Source organism: Pseudomonas sp. B7 (genome assembly GCF_016735645.1).
GTDB classification, from domain to species: domain Bacteria; phylum Pseudomonadota; class Gammaproteobacteria; order Pseudomonadales; family Pseudomonadaceae; genus Aquipseudomonas; species Aquipseudomonas glycinae.
Map to the genome: position 1 here is coordinate 494,293 of NZ_JAERRE010000002.1, position 15,474 is coordinate 509,766.

General features: G+C 61.3%; 15 protein-coding genes. 3 read left to right on the forward strand and 12 right to left on the reverse strand.

The genetic code is table 11. The features are described 5' to 3' along the window. Nucleotides 1–42: 42 nt before the first annotated feature. The 3 genes from ubiB to ubiE are packed head-to-tail and all read right to left on the reverse strand — an operon-like array spanning nt 43 to nt 3,037. Nucleotides 43–1,647, reverse strand: a complete 1,605-nt coding sequence (ubiB, locus tag JKA62_RS07170) for a ubiquinone biosynthesis regulatory protein kinase UbiB (protein WP_201817071.1) — start codon at nt 1,645–1,647, stop codon at nt 43–45. Continuing rightward, entirely contained in the window at nt 1,644–2,267 is a 624-nt protein-coding gene (locus JKA62_RS07175) for a ubiquinone biosynthesis accessory factor UbiJ (protein ID WP_007952419.1), read from the reverse strand. Before JKA62_RS07175 ends, ubiB begins: the two co-directional genes overlap by 4 nt. Then, nucleotides 2,267–3,037 carry a bifunctional demethylmenaquinone methyltransferase/2-methoxy-6-polyprenyl-1,4-benzoquinol methylase UbiE gene (gene ubiE / locus JKA62_RS07180; protein ID WP_007952418.1) on the reverse strand — a complete coding sequence of 257 codons (771 nt, stop codon included), beginning with the start codon at nt 3,035–3,037 and terminating at the stop codon, nt 2,267–2,269. The genes JKA62_RS07175 and ubiE overlap by 1 nt, the downstream gene beginning before the upstream one ends. 165 nt (nt 3,038–3,202) lie before the next feature. On the opposite strand from ubiE, the gene JKA62_RS07185 reads away from it, so the two are divergent. The 3 genes from JKA62_RS07185 to JKA62_RS07195 all read left to right on the forward strand — a co-directional run bounded on the left by JKA62_RS07185 (nt 3,203) and on the right by JKA62_RS07195 (nt 4,951). Further along, nucleotides 3,203–3,478 (forward strand): polyhydroxyalkanoic acid system family protein, encoded by a 276-nt coding sequence (locus tag JKA62_RS07185; protein ID WP_011332064.1) that lies wholly within the window; start codon nt 3,203–3,205, stop codon nt 3,476–3,478. Nucleotides 3,479–3,639: 161 nt separating this feature from the next. Next, entirely contained in the window at nt 3,640–4,062 is a 423-nt protein-coding gene (locus JKA62_RS07190) for a phasin family protein (protein WP_007952416.1), read from the forward strand. A 10-nt stretch (nt 4,063–4,072) separates the two neighbouring features. After that, complete coding sequence (locus JKA62_RS07195; RefSeq protein WP_201817078.1) at nt 4,073–4,951, forward strand: phasin family protein; 879 nt, start codon at nt 4,073–4,075, stop codon at nt 4,949–4,951. 70 nt (nt 4,952–5,021) lie between these two features. On the opposite strand, the gene JKA62_RS07200 is transcribed toward JKA62_RS07195, so the two are convergent. From JKA62_RS07200 to argS, 9 genes are all read right to left on the reverse strand, one after another. Then, nucleotides 5,022–5,642, reverse strand: a complete 621-nt coding sequence (locus JKA62_RS07200; protein ID WP_007952414.1) for a TetR/AcrR family transcriptional regulator — start codon at nt 5,640–5,642, stop codon at nt 5,022–5,024. 28 nt (nt 5,643–5,670) lie between these two features. Next, a complete protein-coding gene (phaC, locus tag JKA62_RS07205; protein WP_011332066.1) occupies nt 5,671–7,353 on the reverse strand; it encodes a class II poly(R)-hydroxyalkanoic acid synthase in 1,683 nt (560 codons plus the stop codon). 151 nt (nt 7,354–7,504) lie between these two features. Then, nucleotides 7,505–8,359, reverse strand: coding sequence for a poly(3-hydroxyalkanoate) depolymerase (gene phaZ, locus JKA62_RS07210; protein WP_007952412.1), 855 nt, complete (start codon nt 8,357–8,359; stop codon nt 7,505–7,507). A 68-nt stretch (nt 8,360–8,427) separates the two neighbouring features. Continuing rightward, nucleotides 8,428–10,107, reverse strand: coding sequence for a class II poly(R)-hydroxyalkanoic acid synthase (phaC, locus tag JKA62_RS07215; RefSeq protein WP_011332067.1), 1,680 nt, complete (start codon nt 10,105–10,107; stop codon nt 8,428–8,430). 258 nt (nt 10,108–10,365) lie between these two features. Then, entirely contained in the window at nt 10,366–10,743 is a 378-nt protein-coding gene (locus tag JKA62_RS07220; RefSeq protein ID WP_011332068.1) for a gamma-butyrobetaine hydroxylase-like domain-containing protein, read from the reverse strand. Nucleotides 10,744–10,819: 76 nt separating this feature from the next. After that, complete coding sequence (gene hslU, locus JKA62_RS07225) at nt 10,820–12,157, reverse strand: ATP-dependent protease ATPase subunit HslU (RefSeq protein WP_007952406.1); 1,338 nt, start codon at nt 12,155–12,157, stop codon at nt 10,820–10,822. A gap of 55 nt (nt 12,158–12,212) precedes the next feature. After that, nucleotides 12,213–12,743 carry an ATP-dependent protease subunit HslV gene (gene hslV / locus JKA62_RS07230; RefSeq protein ID WP_003196958.1) on the reverse strand — a complete coding sequence of 177 codons (531 nt, stop codon included), beginning with the start codon at nt 12,741–12,743 and terminating at the stop codon, nt 12,213–12,215. Between the two features lie 257 nt (nt 12,744–13,000). Then, complete coding sequence (locus JKA62_RS07235) at nt 13,001–13,717, reverse strand: SPOR domain-containing protein (RefSeq protein WP_011332070.1); 717 nt, start codon at nt 13,715–13,717, stop codon at nt 13,001–13,003. A gap of 1 nt (nt 13,718) precedes the next feature. After that, nucleotides 13,719–15,455: an arginine--tRNA ligase gene (gene argS / locus JKA62_RS07240; protein WP_011332071.1), complete on the reverse strand. Its 1,737-nt coding sequence runs from the start codon at nt 15,453–15,455 to the stop codon at nt 13,719–13,721. Nucleotides 15,456–15,474 lie beyond the last annotated feature (19 nt).

A 15,474-nucleotide genomic window follows, 5' to 3' on the forward strand; every position in this document is an offset into this window, starting at 1 on the left:
GTTCAGGCGTTGAAACAGTGTGCCAGCCGATCACGGAACTGGCTATCGGCGAACGACCAGATACAAGCCGACTGCCACCATGATCCCGGCGGGCCAATGCCCCAGTTCGTGCAACGGGCCCCCGGCGGCGAGGATCGTACCGCCCGCCAGATGGGCGCTGCCGAGCAGGCGCAGGAACCAGTCGTCCTTGCGTTTTTTCCACGGCGGTGGCGGGTCGTTGGCGTGGGGCTGGGACATGCGTTCGAGCAGGTCGCGGGCCATGTTGGCCAGGTGCGGCAGTTGTTGGAACTGGCTCTGGACGTTGCCGATCAAGGCTTTCGGGCTGACGCGCTCGCGCATCCAGCGCTCGAGGAACGGCTGTGCGGTATTCCACAGATCGAGGTCCGGGTACAGCTGACGGCCCAGGCCTTCGATGTTCAGCAACGTCTTTTGCAGCAATACGAGTTGCGGCTGCACTTCCATGTTGAAGCGGCGCGCGGTCTGGAACAGGCGCATCAGCACCTGGCCAAATGAAATATCTTTTAATGGTTTTTCGAAGATCGGCTCGCACACGGTACGGATCGCCGCTTCGAATTCGTTGAGCTTGGTTTCCGCCGGCACCCAGCCCGAATCGATGTGCAATTGCGCCACGCGGCGGTAGTCGCGCTTGAAGAAGGCGAACAGGTTGCGCGCCAGATAGTCCTGGTCTTCCGGGGTCAGGCTGCCGACGATGCCGCAGTCGATCGCGATGTACTGCGGGCTCCACGGGTTGACGGTGCTGACGAAGATGTTGCCCGGGTGCATGTCGGCGTGGAAGAAACTGTCGCGGAACACCTGGGTGAAGAAGATCTCCACGCCGCGCTCGGCGAGCATCTTCATGTCGGTGCGCTGGTCGGCGAGGGTCGCCAGATCGGTCACCTGAATCCCGTAGATGCGCTCCATCACCAGCACTTTCGGCCGGCACCAGTCCCAATAGACTTGCGGCACATACAACAGCGGCGAGCCTTCGAAGTTGCGCTTCAACTGGCTGGCGTTGGCCGCCTCGCGCAACAGGTCGAGTTCGTCGTAGATGGTTTTTTCGTAGTCGCTGACCACGTCCACCGGGTGCAGCAGACGGGCGTCGGCGGAGACTTTTTCGGCGGCGCGGGCGAGGATGAACAGCCACGCCAGATCCTGGGCGATGATCGGTTTCAGACCCGGGCGGATCACCTTGACCACCACTTCTTCACCGGTCTTCAGTTGCGCGGCGTGCACCTGCGCCACCGAGGCCGAGGCCAGCGGTTCGACGTCGAAGCGGCTGAACACTTCGCTGATCTTCTTGCCCAGTTGCTCTTCGATCAGTTTGACCGACAGCTGCGAATCGAACGGCGGCACGCGGTCCTGCAACCGCATCAGCTCATCGGCGATGTCTTCCGGCAGCAGGTCGCGGCGGGTCGAAAGGATCTGCCCGAACTTGATGAAGATCGGCCCCAGGTCCTGCAAGGCCAGGCGCAGGCGTGCGCCACGGCTCAGGTCCAGCGGCTTGCGCGGGAACCAGCGCCACGGCAGGACGTAGCGCAGCGCCAGCAGGAACCACGGCAACGGCAGATCGAACAGCAGGTCATCGAGGCGGTAGCGGATCACGACGCGCTGGATGCGCAACAGACGGCGGACGGCGAGCAGCTTCATGCGTTATCGCTTGGGTCGAGGGATCGGGAAAGGCGCTCGAAGCGCGCCTCGAGACGTTCCAGATCGAGTTTGATCCGGTCCAGTTCGCTGAAGCGGGCTTCGGCTTCGCGCTGCCCGACGAGGGTGCGCGATTCTTCGGCCAGGTATTCGGCGAGGTTCTGGTTGAGGCTGGCAAATCCTTGTTGATACCAGCGGGCGCGGCTGCGCAGGTGGCCGCCGACCAGTTGCGTGGCGACAGGTCCCAGCCAGCGCGAGAGTTCGTACTCCCAGTCCAGCTCCAGGTCCTGCAGCACGCCCGCCAGCTCCAGCAGCACGCCGCTGTCGCCGTCGAGTTCGACTTCCGGCGCGTGCAGCACCGCCGTCTTGTCCTTGCTCAGGGCCAGTTTCACCAGACTCGAGGCCGGGGCGCGCAGGGTGCAGTCGACGCCGGTTTCCCAGTGGGACGCCAGCATCAGGCCTTCGTCGCTCGGCAGAATGAACAGTTGCAGCGCCGGGCTGCGGCAATCCACGGCAATCACTTTGCCGGTCAGGTGCGCCAGTCGCGGCAGCGCCGTGCTGTCGAGACGCAGCACGCGGTTCAGGCCGAGTTCGACGCTGGCGAGCAGCCCGGTCAGCAGCATCAGGGTTTGATACCGCGGTGCAGGGCGACGATGCCTGCGGTCATGTTGTGATAGGTCACGCGATCGAAACCGGCGTCGACCATCATCGACTTCAGGGTTTCCTGATTCGGGTGCATGCGGATCGATTCGGCCAGGTAGCGATAGCTTTCCGAGTCGTTGGTGATCAGTTTGCCCATCAACGGCATGAAGGCGAACGAGTAGGCGTCGTAGGCCTTGGACATCAGCGCGTTGGTCGGCTTGGAGAATTCCAGCACCAGCAGGCGGCCGCCCGGCTTGAGGACGCGCAGCATCGAGCGCAGGGCGTCTTCCTTGTGCGTCACGTTGCGCAGGCCGAAGGCGATGGTCACGCAGTCGAAATGGTTGTCCGGGAACGGCAGCTTTTCAGCGTCGGCCTGGACGAACTCGACATTGCCCGACACGCCGACATCCAGCAGGCGGTCACGGCCGACCTTGAGCATGGATTCGTTGATATCGGCTAGCACCACCTGACCGGTCGGGCCGACCAGGTGCGAGAATTTCTTGGTCAGGTCACCCGTACCGCCGGCGATGTCCAGCACGCGGTTGCCGGCGCGTACGCCCGACAGTTCGATCGCGAAACGCTTCCACAGACGGTGCATGCCGCCCGACAGAAGGTCGTTCATCAGGTCGTACTTGGCGGCCACGGAGTGGAACACCTCAGCGACTTTTTCCGCTTTCTGGCTTTCCGGAACGTTTTTGAAGCCGAAGTGAGTGGTGGGTTCGGCATCGCTGCCTTTGCGCTGATCAGTCATATCGCTGTCACCAAAAGAGAATGCGCGACATTCTAATCCCCAAGCCATGCTTTGTCTTGGAATGGCTAAAGGTAAGATGGGCAACCTTCGGGACGATTTGCCGCAGTGGCGGTCAAGATTCGTTGCAGGCATTCATAGCCCCATTCAAAAAGCAGGAGTCATTCAATGGCCCATATCAGTGTTGAGCGTGCCCACAGCCTGGGCAAGGAAGCGGCCCGCGAGAAAGCCGAAAAACTGGCGCAGAAACTCTCCGATCAATATGGCCTGGAGCCGCAGTGGTCGGGCGATGTCCTGAACCTCAAGCGTTCGGGCGTGAAGGGCGCGGTGCATGTGGCCGAGGATTCGATCCGGGTCGACGTCGAACTGGGCCTGATGATGTCGGCCATGAGCGGCATGATCAAAGCCGAGATCGAAAAGGCGCTGGATAAAGCGCTGGTCTGATCAGGACAAAACGGGGAGCTTTGGGCTCCCCGTTTTTTTCTCGTGCACCTGCCTTTTATGTCAGTTGTTAGGGTGCCGTTTCTAATTTTTCTCCCTACTTTGTGCCTGAGCCCGACACTCGTCAGGGCAGTTCCTCAAACCTTCTGCGCGTGAGGTGCACCATGGCCAAAGTCATTTTGAAGAAAAAAATCGACGCTTCGACTTCCGCTCTGAGCGACGTCAAATCCTATGCCCGCAAGATCTGGCTGGCAGGCCTGGGGGCCTACACCAAGGTCGGTCAGGAGGGCAGCGAGTACTTTCAGGAGTTGATCAAGGCTGGTCAAACTGTTGAAAAGAAAGGCAAAAAAGCCGTCACCGAAAAACTCGAAGCAGCCAACGCCGAGATCGATGAAGCCAAGAGCGAAGTCAGCTCTTTCAAAGGCCGGGTCGAAGTTCAGCTGGACAAGGTCGAGAAGGCCTTCGACACACGTGTCGCCAGTGCCTTGAATCGTATCGGCATTCCGTCTAAACATGACGTTGAGGCACTCTCTGCTAAGCTCGATGAGCTGACGGCATTGCTCGAACGCGTCGCGCGTAAATCTTAAGGAGAACGGGATGGCTGGTAAAAAGAACACCGATAAAGAAGGCAGCTCGTGGATCGGAAAAGTCGAAGACTATTCCCGCAAGATCTGGCTGGCTGGTTTAGGCGTGTACTCGAAGATCGACACTGACGGCAGCAAGCTCTTCGATACATTGGTCAAAGACGGCGAGAAAGCCGAGAAGCTCACCAAGGCTGCAGTCGGCAAGAAAGTCGATGCTGCCAAGGATTCTGCAAGCTCGGCAAAATCGCGCATCAGCGGCGTGAAAGATCGCGCGCTGGGCACCTGGGATCAGCTGGAAGGGGCTTTCGACAAGCGCCTGAACAGTGCGATTTCGCGCCTGGGCGTACCGAGCCGCAACGAGGTGAAGGATCTGCACAAGAAGGTCGATACCCTGACCAGGCAGATCGAAAAACTCACCGGCCTGAAAGCTCAGCCTGTCGCGGCCAAAACCGCAGCAGCCAAGCCTGCGGCCAAAACCGCAGCCAAGCCACTGGCTAAAGCCGCCGCCAAACCGGCCGCAAAAGCAGCAGCCAAAACCGCTGCCGCCAAGCCTGCAGCGAAAGCCGCGGCCAAACCGGTTGCCGCCAAGGCCGCCGCCAAGCCGGCAGCAAAACCAGCCGCCAAACCTGCGGCCAAGTCAGCAGCCAAGCCAGCAGCGAAAACCGCTGCCGCCAAACCCGCTGCCAAGCCTGCCGCCAAACCGGCTGCGGCGAAAAAACCGGCAGTGAAAAAACCGGCCGCGCCGAAAGCCGCTGCGCCGAAAGCTGCAGCACCAAAACCGGTGATCACACCGCAAGCACTGGCAAGCACGTCGAACTCCGCCTCGGCTCCAACCCCGGCGCCTGCTCCGACTGCTGCATCGACTCCGTCGACGCCAACCAGTCAGTCCTGATTTTTCAGGGCTCAAAAAAACGCCCGGCCTGTGAAGGTCGGGCGTTTTTGTTTGGGTAAACGCCGTCGGATTACTCGTGATCTTCGAGGTACTGCAAAGCCATCCTCTCCGTCGCCACCTTCACCGGTGGCAACAGATGCGGCGCCACCAGCATCATGATCTGGTACACCACCAGCCGCACTTCCCCTTCGCGATCGAGAATCCGCTGATAGTCCAGCGAGAACAGCAGCGTCATGGTGATCTGCTCCACCAGTTGCCCTAGCGCCTGGGTGTCGCTGACCAACTGCCCCGACGCCTTCAACCGCGCCAGCAATGACGCGAGCGTACGCTTGAGCACGTTGAGAAACTGGCGAATGCCCTTGGCCAGTTTCGGCAGACGCCCGGCCAGGTTCGACAGGTCCTGGAACAGGAAGCGGTACTGCGCCAGCCGTTCGACGATCAGGTGCAGGAACAGCCAGTAATCCTCCGGCGCCAGTTCGACATCAGCGGGCGGGTCGAGCAGCGGGGCGAGGTCGTTCTGGAAACGCTCGAACAACCCGAGAATCAGCGGTTCCTTGCCGTGGAAGTGGTAGTAGAGGTTGCCGGGGCTGATCCCCATCTCATTGGCAACCTCCATGGTGGAGACGTTCGGCTCGCCCTTTTCATTGAACAACTGCAGGGCACATTCGAGGATCCGTTCGCTTGTTTTCATCCAGTCTTCTTAAAAGGGCTTGGGTCAGTCAGCGCACACGCACATAGGTGCCGGGTGCCGCTTCCATCGGTGGGTAATTGGCGTTGCCGAGGGTCATCCGGGTTTCGTGCAGGGTGCCGGAGCGCTGCTGCACCCACTCCAGCCATTGCGGCCACCAGCTGCCGTCGACTTTCTTGGCGTCGTAGTACCAGGCGCGCGGATCGCTGCTGAGCTTTCCGTTCTCGACGTAATGGGCTTTCGGGTTGCCCGGCGGGTTGAGGATGCTCTGCACGTGGCCGCTGTTGGACAGCACGAAGCGCCGCTCGCCGCCCAGCAACAGTGTCGAGCGATACACCGCGTCCCACGGCGTGATGTGGTCGTTCATGCCGGCCACGCTGAAACTGTCGACCGTGACCTTCTGCAGGTCGATCGGCGTGCCGCACACTTCCAGGCCCCCCGGATGGGTCAACGGGTTGTGCTTGAAGAAGTCCAGAATGTCGCCGTGAAACGCGGCGGGCAGGCGGGTGCTGTCGTTGTTCCAGTAGAGAATGTCGAACGCCGGCGGCTCCTTGCCCAGCAGATAGTTGTTGACGAAATAACTCCAGATCAAATCGTTGGGGCGCATCCAGGCGAACACCTTGGCCATGTCGCGGCCGTCCAGCACGCCTTTCTGATAGGAACGCCGCTTGGCCGCTTCGAGCGTTTGCTCATCGGCGAACAGGGTGGCCGGGGTGTTCATCTCACTGTCGAGCAGGCTCACCAGATAGGTGGCGCTGGAGACTCGCCGCAACTGCCGCTTGGCCTGCAGATGCCCTTGCAGTGCCGCGATGGTCAGCCCGCCGGCGCAGGCGCCCATCAGGTTGACCTCACGGGCGCCGGTGATCGCCCGGCAGATGTTCATCGCTTCCTCCACGGCTTCGACGTAGGTCGAGAGGCCCCATTCGCGATGCCGCACATCCGGGTTGCGCCAGCTGATCATGAAGGTCTGCAAACCGTTCTTCAGGGCGAACTGGACGAAGCTGTTGCTCGGGCTGAGGTCGAAAATGTAGTACTTGTTGATTTGCGGCGGCACCACCAGCAACGGTTTCGAATACTGTTTTTCGCTCATCGGCCGGTACTGGATCAGCTCGAGCATTTCATTGCGAAACACCACCGAGCCGGTGGTGGTGGCGACGGTCTTGCCGACTTCGAAAGCTTGTTTGGTGACCTGGCGTGGCAGGCCGTCGTTGTGCAGCAGGTCATCAATCAGATGGCTGAGACCGCGCACCAGACTGTGGCCGCCGGAGTTGAACAGTTCTTTCACAGCCAGCGGATTGAGCAGGGTGTTGGAAGGCGCCACGGCGTCGTTGAGCAGGGTGAAGGCGAAATGCGCGCGGGCGCGGTCGTCGTCACTCATGCTGCTCTCGTCGATCCAGCTCTTGACCTGTTTCTGCCAGGCCAGATAAGCCTGCAGGCTGCGCCGATAGAACGGGTTCAGGCTCCACGCCGGATCGGCGAAGCGGCTGTCCTGCGGATTGGTCGGGTGCAGGGTTTCGCCGAGTAGCACGCGTCCGAGCGCACCTCCCAGCTTCAAGGCGTGTTTTGCACTGTGGATCGGATTGCGCAAGCCGTGGGCTGCCACGCTGCGCAAGGTCGAGATCAGGTCGCGGCCACGCAGACCGGTCATGGCACTCTGTGCATTGATGAACACGGCGGGGCTGGGCACGACGCCCGTCGCTGGTTTGTCACGCATGACTCAACACTCCTTCGTCTTCAGGCCAAAAACAAACACACCGAACCAGAACACCATAGACGCTGTTGCGGGTTGCTGCTTGCGCGGCCTCCTGCCACGCACCTGTCCAGACGCGCTGCAAAACGCTGTCCAGAAATCCGTGCCGGGACGGTTATCCGCCCAGCGGTGTCGGGTGCGGATGCATCACCGCACGCTGACGTTCCTCCTGGAGGAATTTCATGATGATCGGCGCCACCGCCTCGGCCCTGGTAATCAGGAACAGATGCCCGTCGTCGATGATGTGCAGCTGCGCGTTGGGGATTCGCCAGGCGAGCATGCGCATGTTGATCAGCGGGATCAGCGGATCGTCATCACCGGCCAGCACCAGGGTCGGCTGGTGGATCTTGTGCAGCCAGTGAATGCTGGTCCAGCCCAGGCCCGCGAACAGTTGCCAGTAGTAACCGAGCTTGCCCGCCGAGCGCACCTTGGCCGCATGGCTGGCGGCGAGTGTCGGGTCGCGGCGGAACGAGCCGCCGTAGATCATCGGGGCAATGCGGATCACATGTGACGGCTGGATGTAGCGCCGTGGGCTGGCCATCATCCACAGCACTTTCGGCTTGCCAGGCACCATCACCGCACCGGCAGCGGTCGCCGCCAGCACCAGCTTCTTGCAGCGCTCGGGATAGTCGTAGGCGAACTGTTGCGCCAGCGCGCCACCCCAGGACACGCCGATCACGTTGACCTGTCCGTAGTCGAGGTAATCGAGCATCCGCGCGGTGAGCTTCGCCAGCCCCGGAAAGCGATACGGCCGGCTCGGCGTCGAGGAACCGCCGACACCGGGCACGTCGAAGGCGATCACTTCCAGATCCGGATCCAGCGCCGCGACAAAAGGAAACACCAGCTCCAGGTTGGCGCCGATGCCGTTGAATATCAGCAAGGGCGTCAAGTGAGGCTTGCCGGGGCGGACCGCCGTGCGGATGGTCTGGCCATCCAGCTCGACAGTTCGAAAGATGAACGGGTGCGGCATGCTTCAAGGCCCTGTGGGTCGCAATCTCAGTGATCACCTCACTCCCCGCAGGGAGTGAGGGGTGTCGGTTACCGCTCGTGAACGTAAGTGCCCGGTGAAGCTTCGCCTGCCGGATACGCCTTGTTGCCCAGCTTGGTCGGCGCCTTTTTCAGCTCGCCCGAGCGCGCGGCCTGCCACGCCTGCCAGTACAGCCACCAGGAGTCGGCGTGCTTGGTCGAGTTTTCCTGCCAGTCATCGGCATTGGCGGTCATTTCATCGCTGGTCATGTAGCGCGATTTCGGGTTGCCCGGCGGGTTCAGGATGCTCTGGATATGTCCGCTGCTGGACAGCACGAATTCGACCTTGCCACCAAACAGCTGCGCCGACTTGTAGCAGGACTTCCACGGCGTGATGTGGTCGTTGGTGCCGGCCAGCGAGAAGATGTCGGCGGTCACCTGCTTGAGGTCGATCGGCGTGCCGCACACTTCCAGTGCATTGGGGCGGATCAGTGGGTTGTTTTTGAACATCTCGATCAGGTCGCCGTGGAACGCGGCCGGCAGTCGAGTCGTATCGTTGTTCCAGAACAGGATGTCGAATACCGGCGGCTCGTTGCCGAGCAGGTAGTTGTTGACCCAGTAGTTCCAGATCAGATCGTTGGGACGCATCCAGGCAAAGACTTTGGCCATGTCTTTGCCTTCGAGCACGCCGGCCTGATAGGAGTGTCGCTTGGCCATTTCCAGCGTCTGCTCGTCGACGAACAGTGCGACATCACTGTCGAGGGTGGTGTCGAGCACGCTGACCAGCAGGGTCAGGGCATTGACCTTGTTCTCGCCCGTGGCGGCATAGTGGCCGAGCAGGGCGGTACAGGTGATGCCGCCGGAGCAGGCGCCAAGCATGTTGACGTCCTTGCTGCCGGTGATCGCGGTGACCACGTCGACCGCTTCCTTCAGGGCTTCGATGTAGGTCGAGAGGCCCCACTCGCGCTGTTCCTTGGTCGGGTTGCGCCAGCTGACGATGAAGGTCTGCACATTGTTGCGCAGGCAGAAACGCGCCAGGCTCTTGTCCGGGCTCAGGTCGAATACATAGAACTTGTTGATCTGCGGCGGCACGACGAGCAGCGGGCGCTCGTGCACTTGCTCGGTGATCGGCTTGTACTGGATCAGCTCCAGCACGTCGTTGCGAAACACCACCGCGCCTTCGGTCACGCCCAGGCTCTTGCCGACCTCGAACGCGCCCATGTTGACCTGGCTCGGCATGCCGCCGTTGTGCACCAGATCCTTGGCCAGGTGCGAGAGGCCGTCGAGCAGGCTCTTGCCGCCGGTCTCGAAGAAGCGTTTGACCGCCGCCGGGTTGGCCGCCGTGTTGGTCGGGGCCATGGCCTCGGTCATCAGGTTGATCACGAAGTGGCCGCGCGCGATGTCCTTGGGCGAGAGGCTGCTGTCGTCGATCCAGGCATGGAGTTCCTTGCGCCATGCCAGGTAGGTCTGCAGATAACGTTTGTACAGCGGGTTCTGACTCCAAGCCGGATCGACGAAGCGACGGTCATCGCCCGCCGGTTGCAGGTCGGATTTGCCGAACAGCACGTTCTTCAGTTCGAGGCCGAACTGGGTGACGTGTTTGACACTATGGATCGGTTGTTTGATGGCCTGGGTCAGCACCATTCGAGCAGAGGCCAGCAGATCCTTTCCGCGTAGCCCAACGACAGGATTCAGCCCCAGGGTGTTCTCCGAGGCCTGGTACTTCAAATCATCGTTATTCTTGTTACTCATCTACGACGCTCCATTGTCCTGAGACGAGTACCCGGTTTTCTGCTGTGCAGTTCCACAGCCAATGCCAGGTACTACTGCTCGGGTGACCGTTGATTCTGCATAGCTGCTTTACAGTCGTAGAGCACTGCAGGGAACTTGCCAGTTCCATTGGTTACCCGAGATTGATTTTTTTCGCAAGCAGCCGATCCCGGGCCGCTTTAACGGAGCATTCAAACAGATGAATCTAGAAAATGCCCTCTAAACAGTCCGAGGCGCGGACTAGAGCATCAGCTTGACGACGGACTGGTCCGGGTCGCGGGTTTTGCCGGCGGCTTTGAGTTCGGCCAGATAATCCGCCCAGAGTGCGTCATGACGTCGCCCCAGCTCGTACAGGTAATCCCAGGTGAACAGACCGCTGTCGTGACCGTCGTCGAAGGTCAGTTTCAGTGCGTACTGACCGGCCGGTTCTACCTTGGTCAGGCCGACGTGCAGCTTGCCGAATTGCAGGATCGGTTTTCCGTGACCCTGGACCTCGGCGGAGGGGGAGTGCACGCGCAGGAATTCGGCGGGCAGGGTGTACTCCTCGCCGGACGCGTATTTGAGCGACAGGGTTTTCGAGGCTTTGTGCAGTTTGATGTCGGTGGGGAGTTGGGTCATTGCCGGCGTTCCGTCAGGTGGAAAAAATTGTGGGAGCCGATGGCTCCCACAGTTTCACGACCACTGTAAGTATGGCTTACAGGATATAACGGGACAGGTCTTCGTTCTGCGCCAATTCGCCCAGGTGGCTGTTGACGTACTCGGCGTCGATCTGGATCGCTTTGTCGTCGTGGGCGCTGGCCAGATCGCCGGCACTGAACGACACCTCTTCCAGCAGACGCTCGAGCAGTGTGTGCAGGCGACGGGCACCGATGTTCTCGGTCTTCTCGTTGACCTGCCAGGCGATTTCCGCCAGACGCTTGATGCCTTCCGGCTGGAACTGGATGTTCAGGCCTTCGGTTTTCAGCAGCGCGCAGTACTGCTCGGTGAGCGAGGCGTGCGGTTCGCTGAGGATGCGTTCGAAGTCCTGCGGGCTCAGGGCCTTGAGTTCCACACGGATCGGCAGACGACCTTGCAGTTCCGGCACCAGATCGCTCGGCTTGCTCAGGTGGAACGCACCGGAGGCGATGAACAGGATGTGGTCGGTCTTGACCATGCCCAGCTTGGTGTTGACGGTGCAGCCTTCGATCAGCGGCAGCAGGTCACGTTGCACGCCTTCGCGGGACACATCAGCGCCGCCGACATTGCCGCGCTTGGCGACCTTGTCGATCTCGTCGATGAATACGATGCCGTGCTGCTCGACGGCTTCCAGGGCCTTGGCCTTCAACTCTTCTTCGTTGACCAGGCGACCGGCTTCTTCATCGCGTACCAGTTTCAGCGCTTCCTTGACCTTGAGCTTGCGGGCCTTCTTCTTGCCCTTGCCCATGTTGGCGAACAGGTTCTGCAACTGGTTGGTCATTTCTTCCATGCCCGGAGGCGTGGCGATTTCGATGCCGGCCATTTCGGCGACTTCGATCTCGATTTCCTTGTCGTCCAGCTGACCTTCGCGCAGGCGCTTGCGGAACAGTTGGCGAGTATTGGAATCCTGGGTCGGCGCTTCTTCATTGCTGAAGCCCATGCGTGCCGGTGGCAGCAGGGCGTCGAGAATACGGTCCTCGGCGGCGTCTTCGGCACGGTGGCGAACGCGGGTCATTTCCTGCTCGCGCAGCATCTTGATCGCGGCGTCGGCCAGATCACGGATGATCGATTCGACGTCACGGCCGACGTAGCCGACTTCGGTGAATTTGGTCGCTTCGACCTTGATGAACGGCGCGTTGGCCAGTTTGGCCAGGCGACGGGCGATCTCGGTTTTACCGACACCGGTCGGGCCGATCATCAGGATGTTCTTCGGGGTCACTTCAACGCGCAGCTCTTCAGGCAGCTGCATGCGGCGCCAGCGGTTGCGCAGGGCAATCGCGACGGCGCGTTTGGCATCGTCCTGGCCGATGATGTGGCGGTTGAGTTCGTGGACGATTTCGCGGGGAGTCATGGACATAATAATTGACGGTCCTCAAGCAGAAACAAGCCGTGGCACAGGGGCCGCGTCAGGCTCATTCAGCGAGATCCTGCTCCTCAATGGTCTGGGTGTGGTTGGTGAATACACAGATGTCGCCGGCGATGCCGAGAGCGGTCTCGACGATTTCGCGGGCCGACAGGTCGGTCTTTTTCAGCAGCGCGCTGGCGGCGGCTTGCGCATAGGCGCCACCGGAACCCATGGCGATCAGGCCGTCTTCGGGTTCGACCACGTCACCGTTGCCAGTGATGATCAGGGATGCGTCCTTGTTGGCGACCGCGAGCATCGCTTCGAGGCGGCTCAGGGAGCGGTCGGTGCGCCATTCTTTGGCGAGTTCGACGGCGGCGCGAACCAGGTGACCCTGGTGTTTTTCAAGCTGGCCTTCGAAACGTTCGAACAGGGTAAAGGCGTCGGCGGTGGCACCGGCGAACCCGGCGATGACTTCGCCGTGGTACAGGCGACGAACTTTCTTCGCGTTGCCTTTCATCACGGTATTGCCGAGAGAAACCTGGCCGTCGCCGCCCATGACGACTTTGCCGTGGCGGCGGACTGAAACGATGGTGGTCAAGGGAAGAGTCTCCACACTGCGGGGCGAAAATGCCTTATGCCCATTCATATGGGGGTGGTGGAGAGGATTTCAACTGCGGGGCGGGAGAGGGGACGAGCGGTGGTTTGCGCGGGGGCGTTCCCACGCAAAGCAACGTGATCGTTCCCACGCTCCGCGTGGGAATGCCTCAATGGAGGCTCCGCGTCCCTGCGGCAAGGGACGCGGAGCGTCCCGGGCTGCATTCCCACGCAGAGCGTGGGAACGATCGGTGAGGAGGATCAGCGGCTCTGGCGTTGTTGTAACAACAGGTTGCTGAAGCCGGCGCCCGCCAGTTGTTTCTGGGCGGTGGTCAACTGTTCGCGGTTGCTGAACGGGCCGACCAGTACGCGATACCAGGTTTCATCCTTCACCGTCCCGGATTCAACCGCGACCGCCTGACCGAGCAGAATGATCTGCGCGCGGACCTTGTCGGCATCCGTCTCTTTGCGGAACGAGCCGGCTTGCAGGAAGAACTTGGTCACCGGTGCAGCCTTGGTCACCGGCGGCGCTGGCGGCGGGGTGATCCCGGCCAGTGCAGCCTGTGCCCGTGCGGTGTCGATCTTCGCCGCTTCCGCCGGGGTCACCGGCGTGGTCGGGATTGCCGGCACCTGTGGCGTCGGCAGGGTTTTCTCAGGCACCGCGTCCGGCGGCACGATCACTTCCGATTCCGGCAGCAAGGTGTAGAAGTCGTACTTCGGCTTCACCGGTTGCGTCGGGCTCGGCGGGGTCTTGTTGGCCTCGGCGATCTTGGTGGCTTTCTGTTGTTGCTGTTGCTCGATCTTCTCGCGCTTGACCGTGTCGCTGCCCTTGCCCGGCTCCAGTTTCATCAGGAATACGATGAACGCGCCGACCGTCAGGCCGATGGCCATCCACAGCCAGCCCGGAATCGGCTGCTTCGCTGGAGCTTGGTAACGGCTGGCGCCACGCTTGGGTGCAGGTTTTTTCTTGGCAGCCAACTTACATGCGCTCCAGGGTTTCCAGGCCGAGCAGTTCCAGGCCTTGCTTGAGGGTACGGCCGGTCAGCGCGGCAAGGCGCAGACGGCTTTGCATTTGTGCCGGGGTCTCGGCGGTGAGGATCGGGCATTTCTCGTAGAAGCTGGAGAACAGGCCGGCCACCTCGTACAGGTAGGTGCACAGGGTGTGTGGCGTGCCCTTTTCCGCAACGTTGTTCAGCACTTCACCGAACTGCGCCAGTTTGGCTGCCAGATCGTGTTCCTGCGGCGCTTCGAGGACGATCTGGCCATCGACTTCGCTGTATTCCTTTTCAAGCTTGCGGAACACACCGGCCACGCGGGTGTAGGCGTACAGCAGGTACGGGGCGGTGTTGCCTTCGAGGTTGAGCATCTGGTCGAAGTTGAAGCTGTAGTCGCTGGTGCGGTGCTTCGAAAGGTCGGCGTATTTCACCGCGCCGATGCCCACAACCTTGGCGATGCTGCGCAGTTCGTCGTCGGCCAGTGTCGGGTTTTTCTCTTTTACCAATGCGTAGGCACGTTCCTGCGCTTCGGTTAGAAGATCGATCAGCTTCACGGTGCCGCCATCACGGGTCTTGAACGGACGGCCGTCGGCGCCGTTCATGGTGCCGAAGCCCATGTGCTCCATTTCCATCGGATGGGTCACGAAACCGGCCTTGCGTGCCACGGCAAACACTTGCTGGAAGTGGAGGGCCTGACGCTGGTCGACGAAGTACAGCGCGCGGTCGGCCTTCAGCTTGCCGCTGCGATAACGCACGGCCGCCAGGTCGGTGGTGGCGTACAGGTAGCCGCCGTCAGCCTTGACGATGATCACCGGCAGCGGCTCGCCTTCGGCGTTCTTGAATTCGTCGAGGAACACGCACTGGGCGCCGTTGCTTTCGACCAGCATGCCGGCGGCTTTCAGGTCGTTGACCACGTTGATCAGGTCGTCGTTGTAGGCGCTTTCGCCCATCACGTCGGCCATGGTCAGTTTGACGTTGAGCAGTTCATAGATCTTCTGGCAGTGCGACAGCGAGATGTCCTTGAACTTGGTCCACAGCGCCAGGCATTCAGCGTCGCCGGCCTGCAACTTGACCACCAGGCCACGGGCGCGGTCGGCGAATTCCGGCGATTCGTCGAAGCGTTGCTTGGCGGCGCGGTAGAAGTTTTCCAGGTCCGACAGCTCGTCGCTGGTGATCGGGTTTTCCTGCAGGTACGCCATCAGCATGCCGAACTGGGTGCCCCAGTCGCCGACGTGGTTCTGACGGATCACGGTGTCGCCGAGGAATTCGAGTACCCGCGCCACGCCGTCGCCGATGATGGTCGAGCGCAGGTGGCCGACGTGCATCTCTTTGGCCAGGTTCGGTGCCGACAGGTCGACCACGGTGCGTTGTGCCGGGCCGGCCTTGCGCACGCCGACGTGAGCGTCGGCCAGAGCCGCGTCGAGGCGCGAGGCCAGCGCCTGGGTGTTCTGGAAGAAATTGATGAAGCCAGGACCGGCGATTTCGGCCTTGGTGACGTTCTCGTCAGCCGGCAGGGCGGCAATGATTTTTTCCGCCAGGTCGCGCGGCTTCATGCCCGCAGGTTTGGCCAGCATCATGGCGATGTTGCTGGCGAAGTCGCCGTGGGTCTTGTCCCGGGCGTTTTCCACCTGGATCGCCGGCGTCAGGCCTTCAGGCAACACACCTTCGTTGACGAGTTGGGTGAGGGCTTGTTGGATCAGCTGGCGAATGGTGTCTTTCATGGTCTTCTCTTTCGACCGC

Bases quoted from the DNA above. Each gene is read 5' to 3' on its own strand.
- ubiB (WP_201817071.1), bottom strand. From the start codon at position 1,647: ATGAAGCTGCTCGCCGTCCGCCGTCTGTTGCGCATCCAGCGCGTCGTG.
- JKA62_RS07175 (WP_007952419.1), bottom strand. From the start codon at position 2,267: ATGCTGCTGACCGGGCTGCTCGCCAGCGTCGAACTCGGCCTGAACCGC.
- ubiE (WP_007952418.1), bottom strand. From the start codon at position 3,037: ATGACTGATCAGCGCAAAGGCAGCGATGCCGAACCCACCACTCACTTC.
- JKA62_RS07185 (WP_011332064.1), top strand. From the start codon at position 3,203: ATGGCCCATATCAGTGTTGAGCGTGCCCACAGCCTGGGCAAGGAAGCG.
- JKA62_RS07190 (WP_007952416.1), top strand. From the start codon at position 3,640: ATGGCCAAAGTCATTTTGAAGAAAAAAATCGACGCTTCGACTTCCGCT.
- JKA62_RS07195 (WP_201817078.1), top strand. From the start codon at position 4,073: ATGGCTGGTAAAAAGAACACCGATAAAGAAGGCAGCTCGTGGATCGGA.
- JKA62_RS07200 (WP_007952414.1), bottom strand. From the start codon at position 5,642: ATGAAAACAAGCGAACGGATCCTCGAATGTGCCCTGCAGTTGTTCAAT.
- phaC (WP_011332066.1), bottom strand. From the start codon at position 7,353: ATGCGTGACAAACCAGCGACGGGCGTCGTGCCCAGCCCCGCCGTGTTC.
- phaZ (WP_007952412.1), bottom strand. From the start codon at position 8,359: ATGCCGCACCCGTTCATCTTTCGAACTGTCGAGCTGGATGGCCAGACC.
- phaC (WP_011332067.1), bottom strand. From the start codon at position 10,107: ATGAGTAACAAGAATAACGATGATTTGAAGTACCAGGCCTCGGAGAAC.
- JKA62_RS07220 (WP_011332068.1), bottom strand. From the start codon at position 10,743: ATGACCCAACTCCCCACCGACATCAAACTGCACAAAGCCTCGAAAACC.
- hslU (WP_007952406.1), bottom strand. From the start codon at position 12,157: ATGTCCATGACTCCCCGCGAAATCGTCCACGAACTCAACCGCCACATC.
- argS (WP_011332071.1), bottom strand. From the start codon at position 15,455: ATGAAAGACACCATTCGCCAGCTGATCCAACAAGCCCTCACCCAACTC.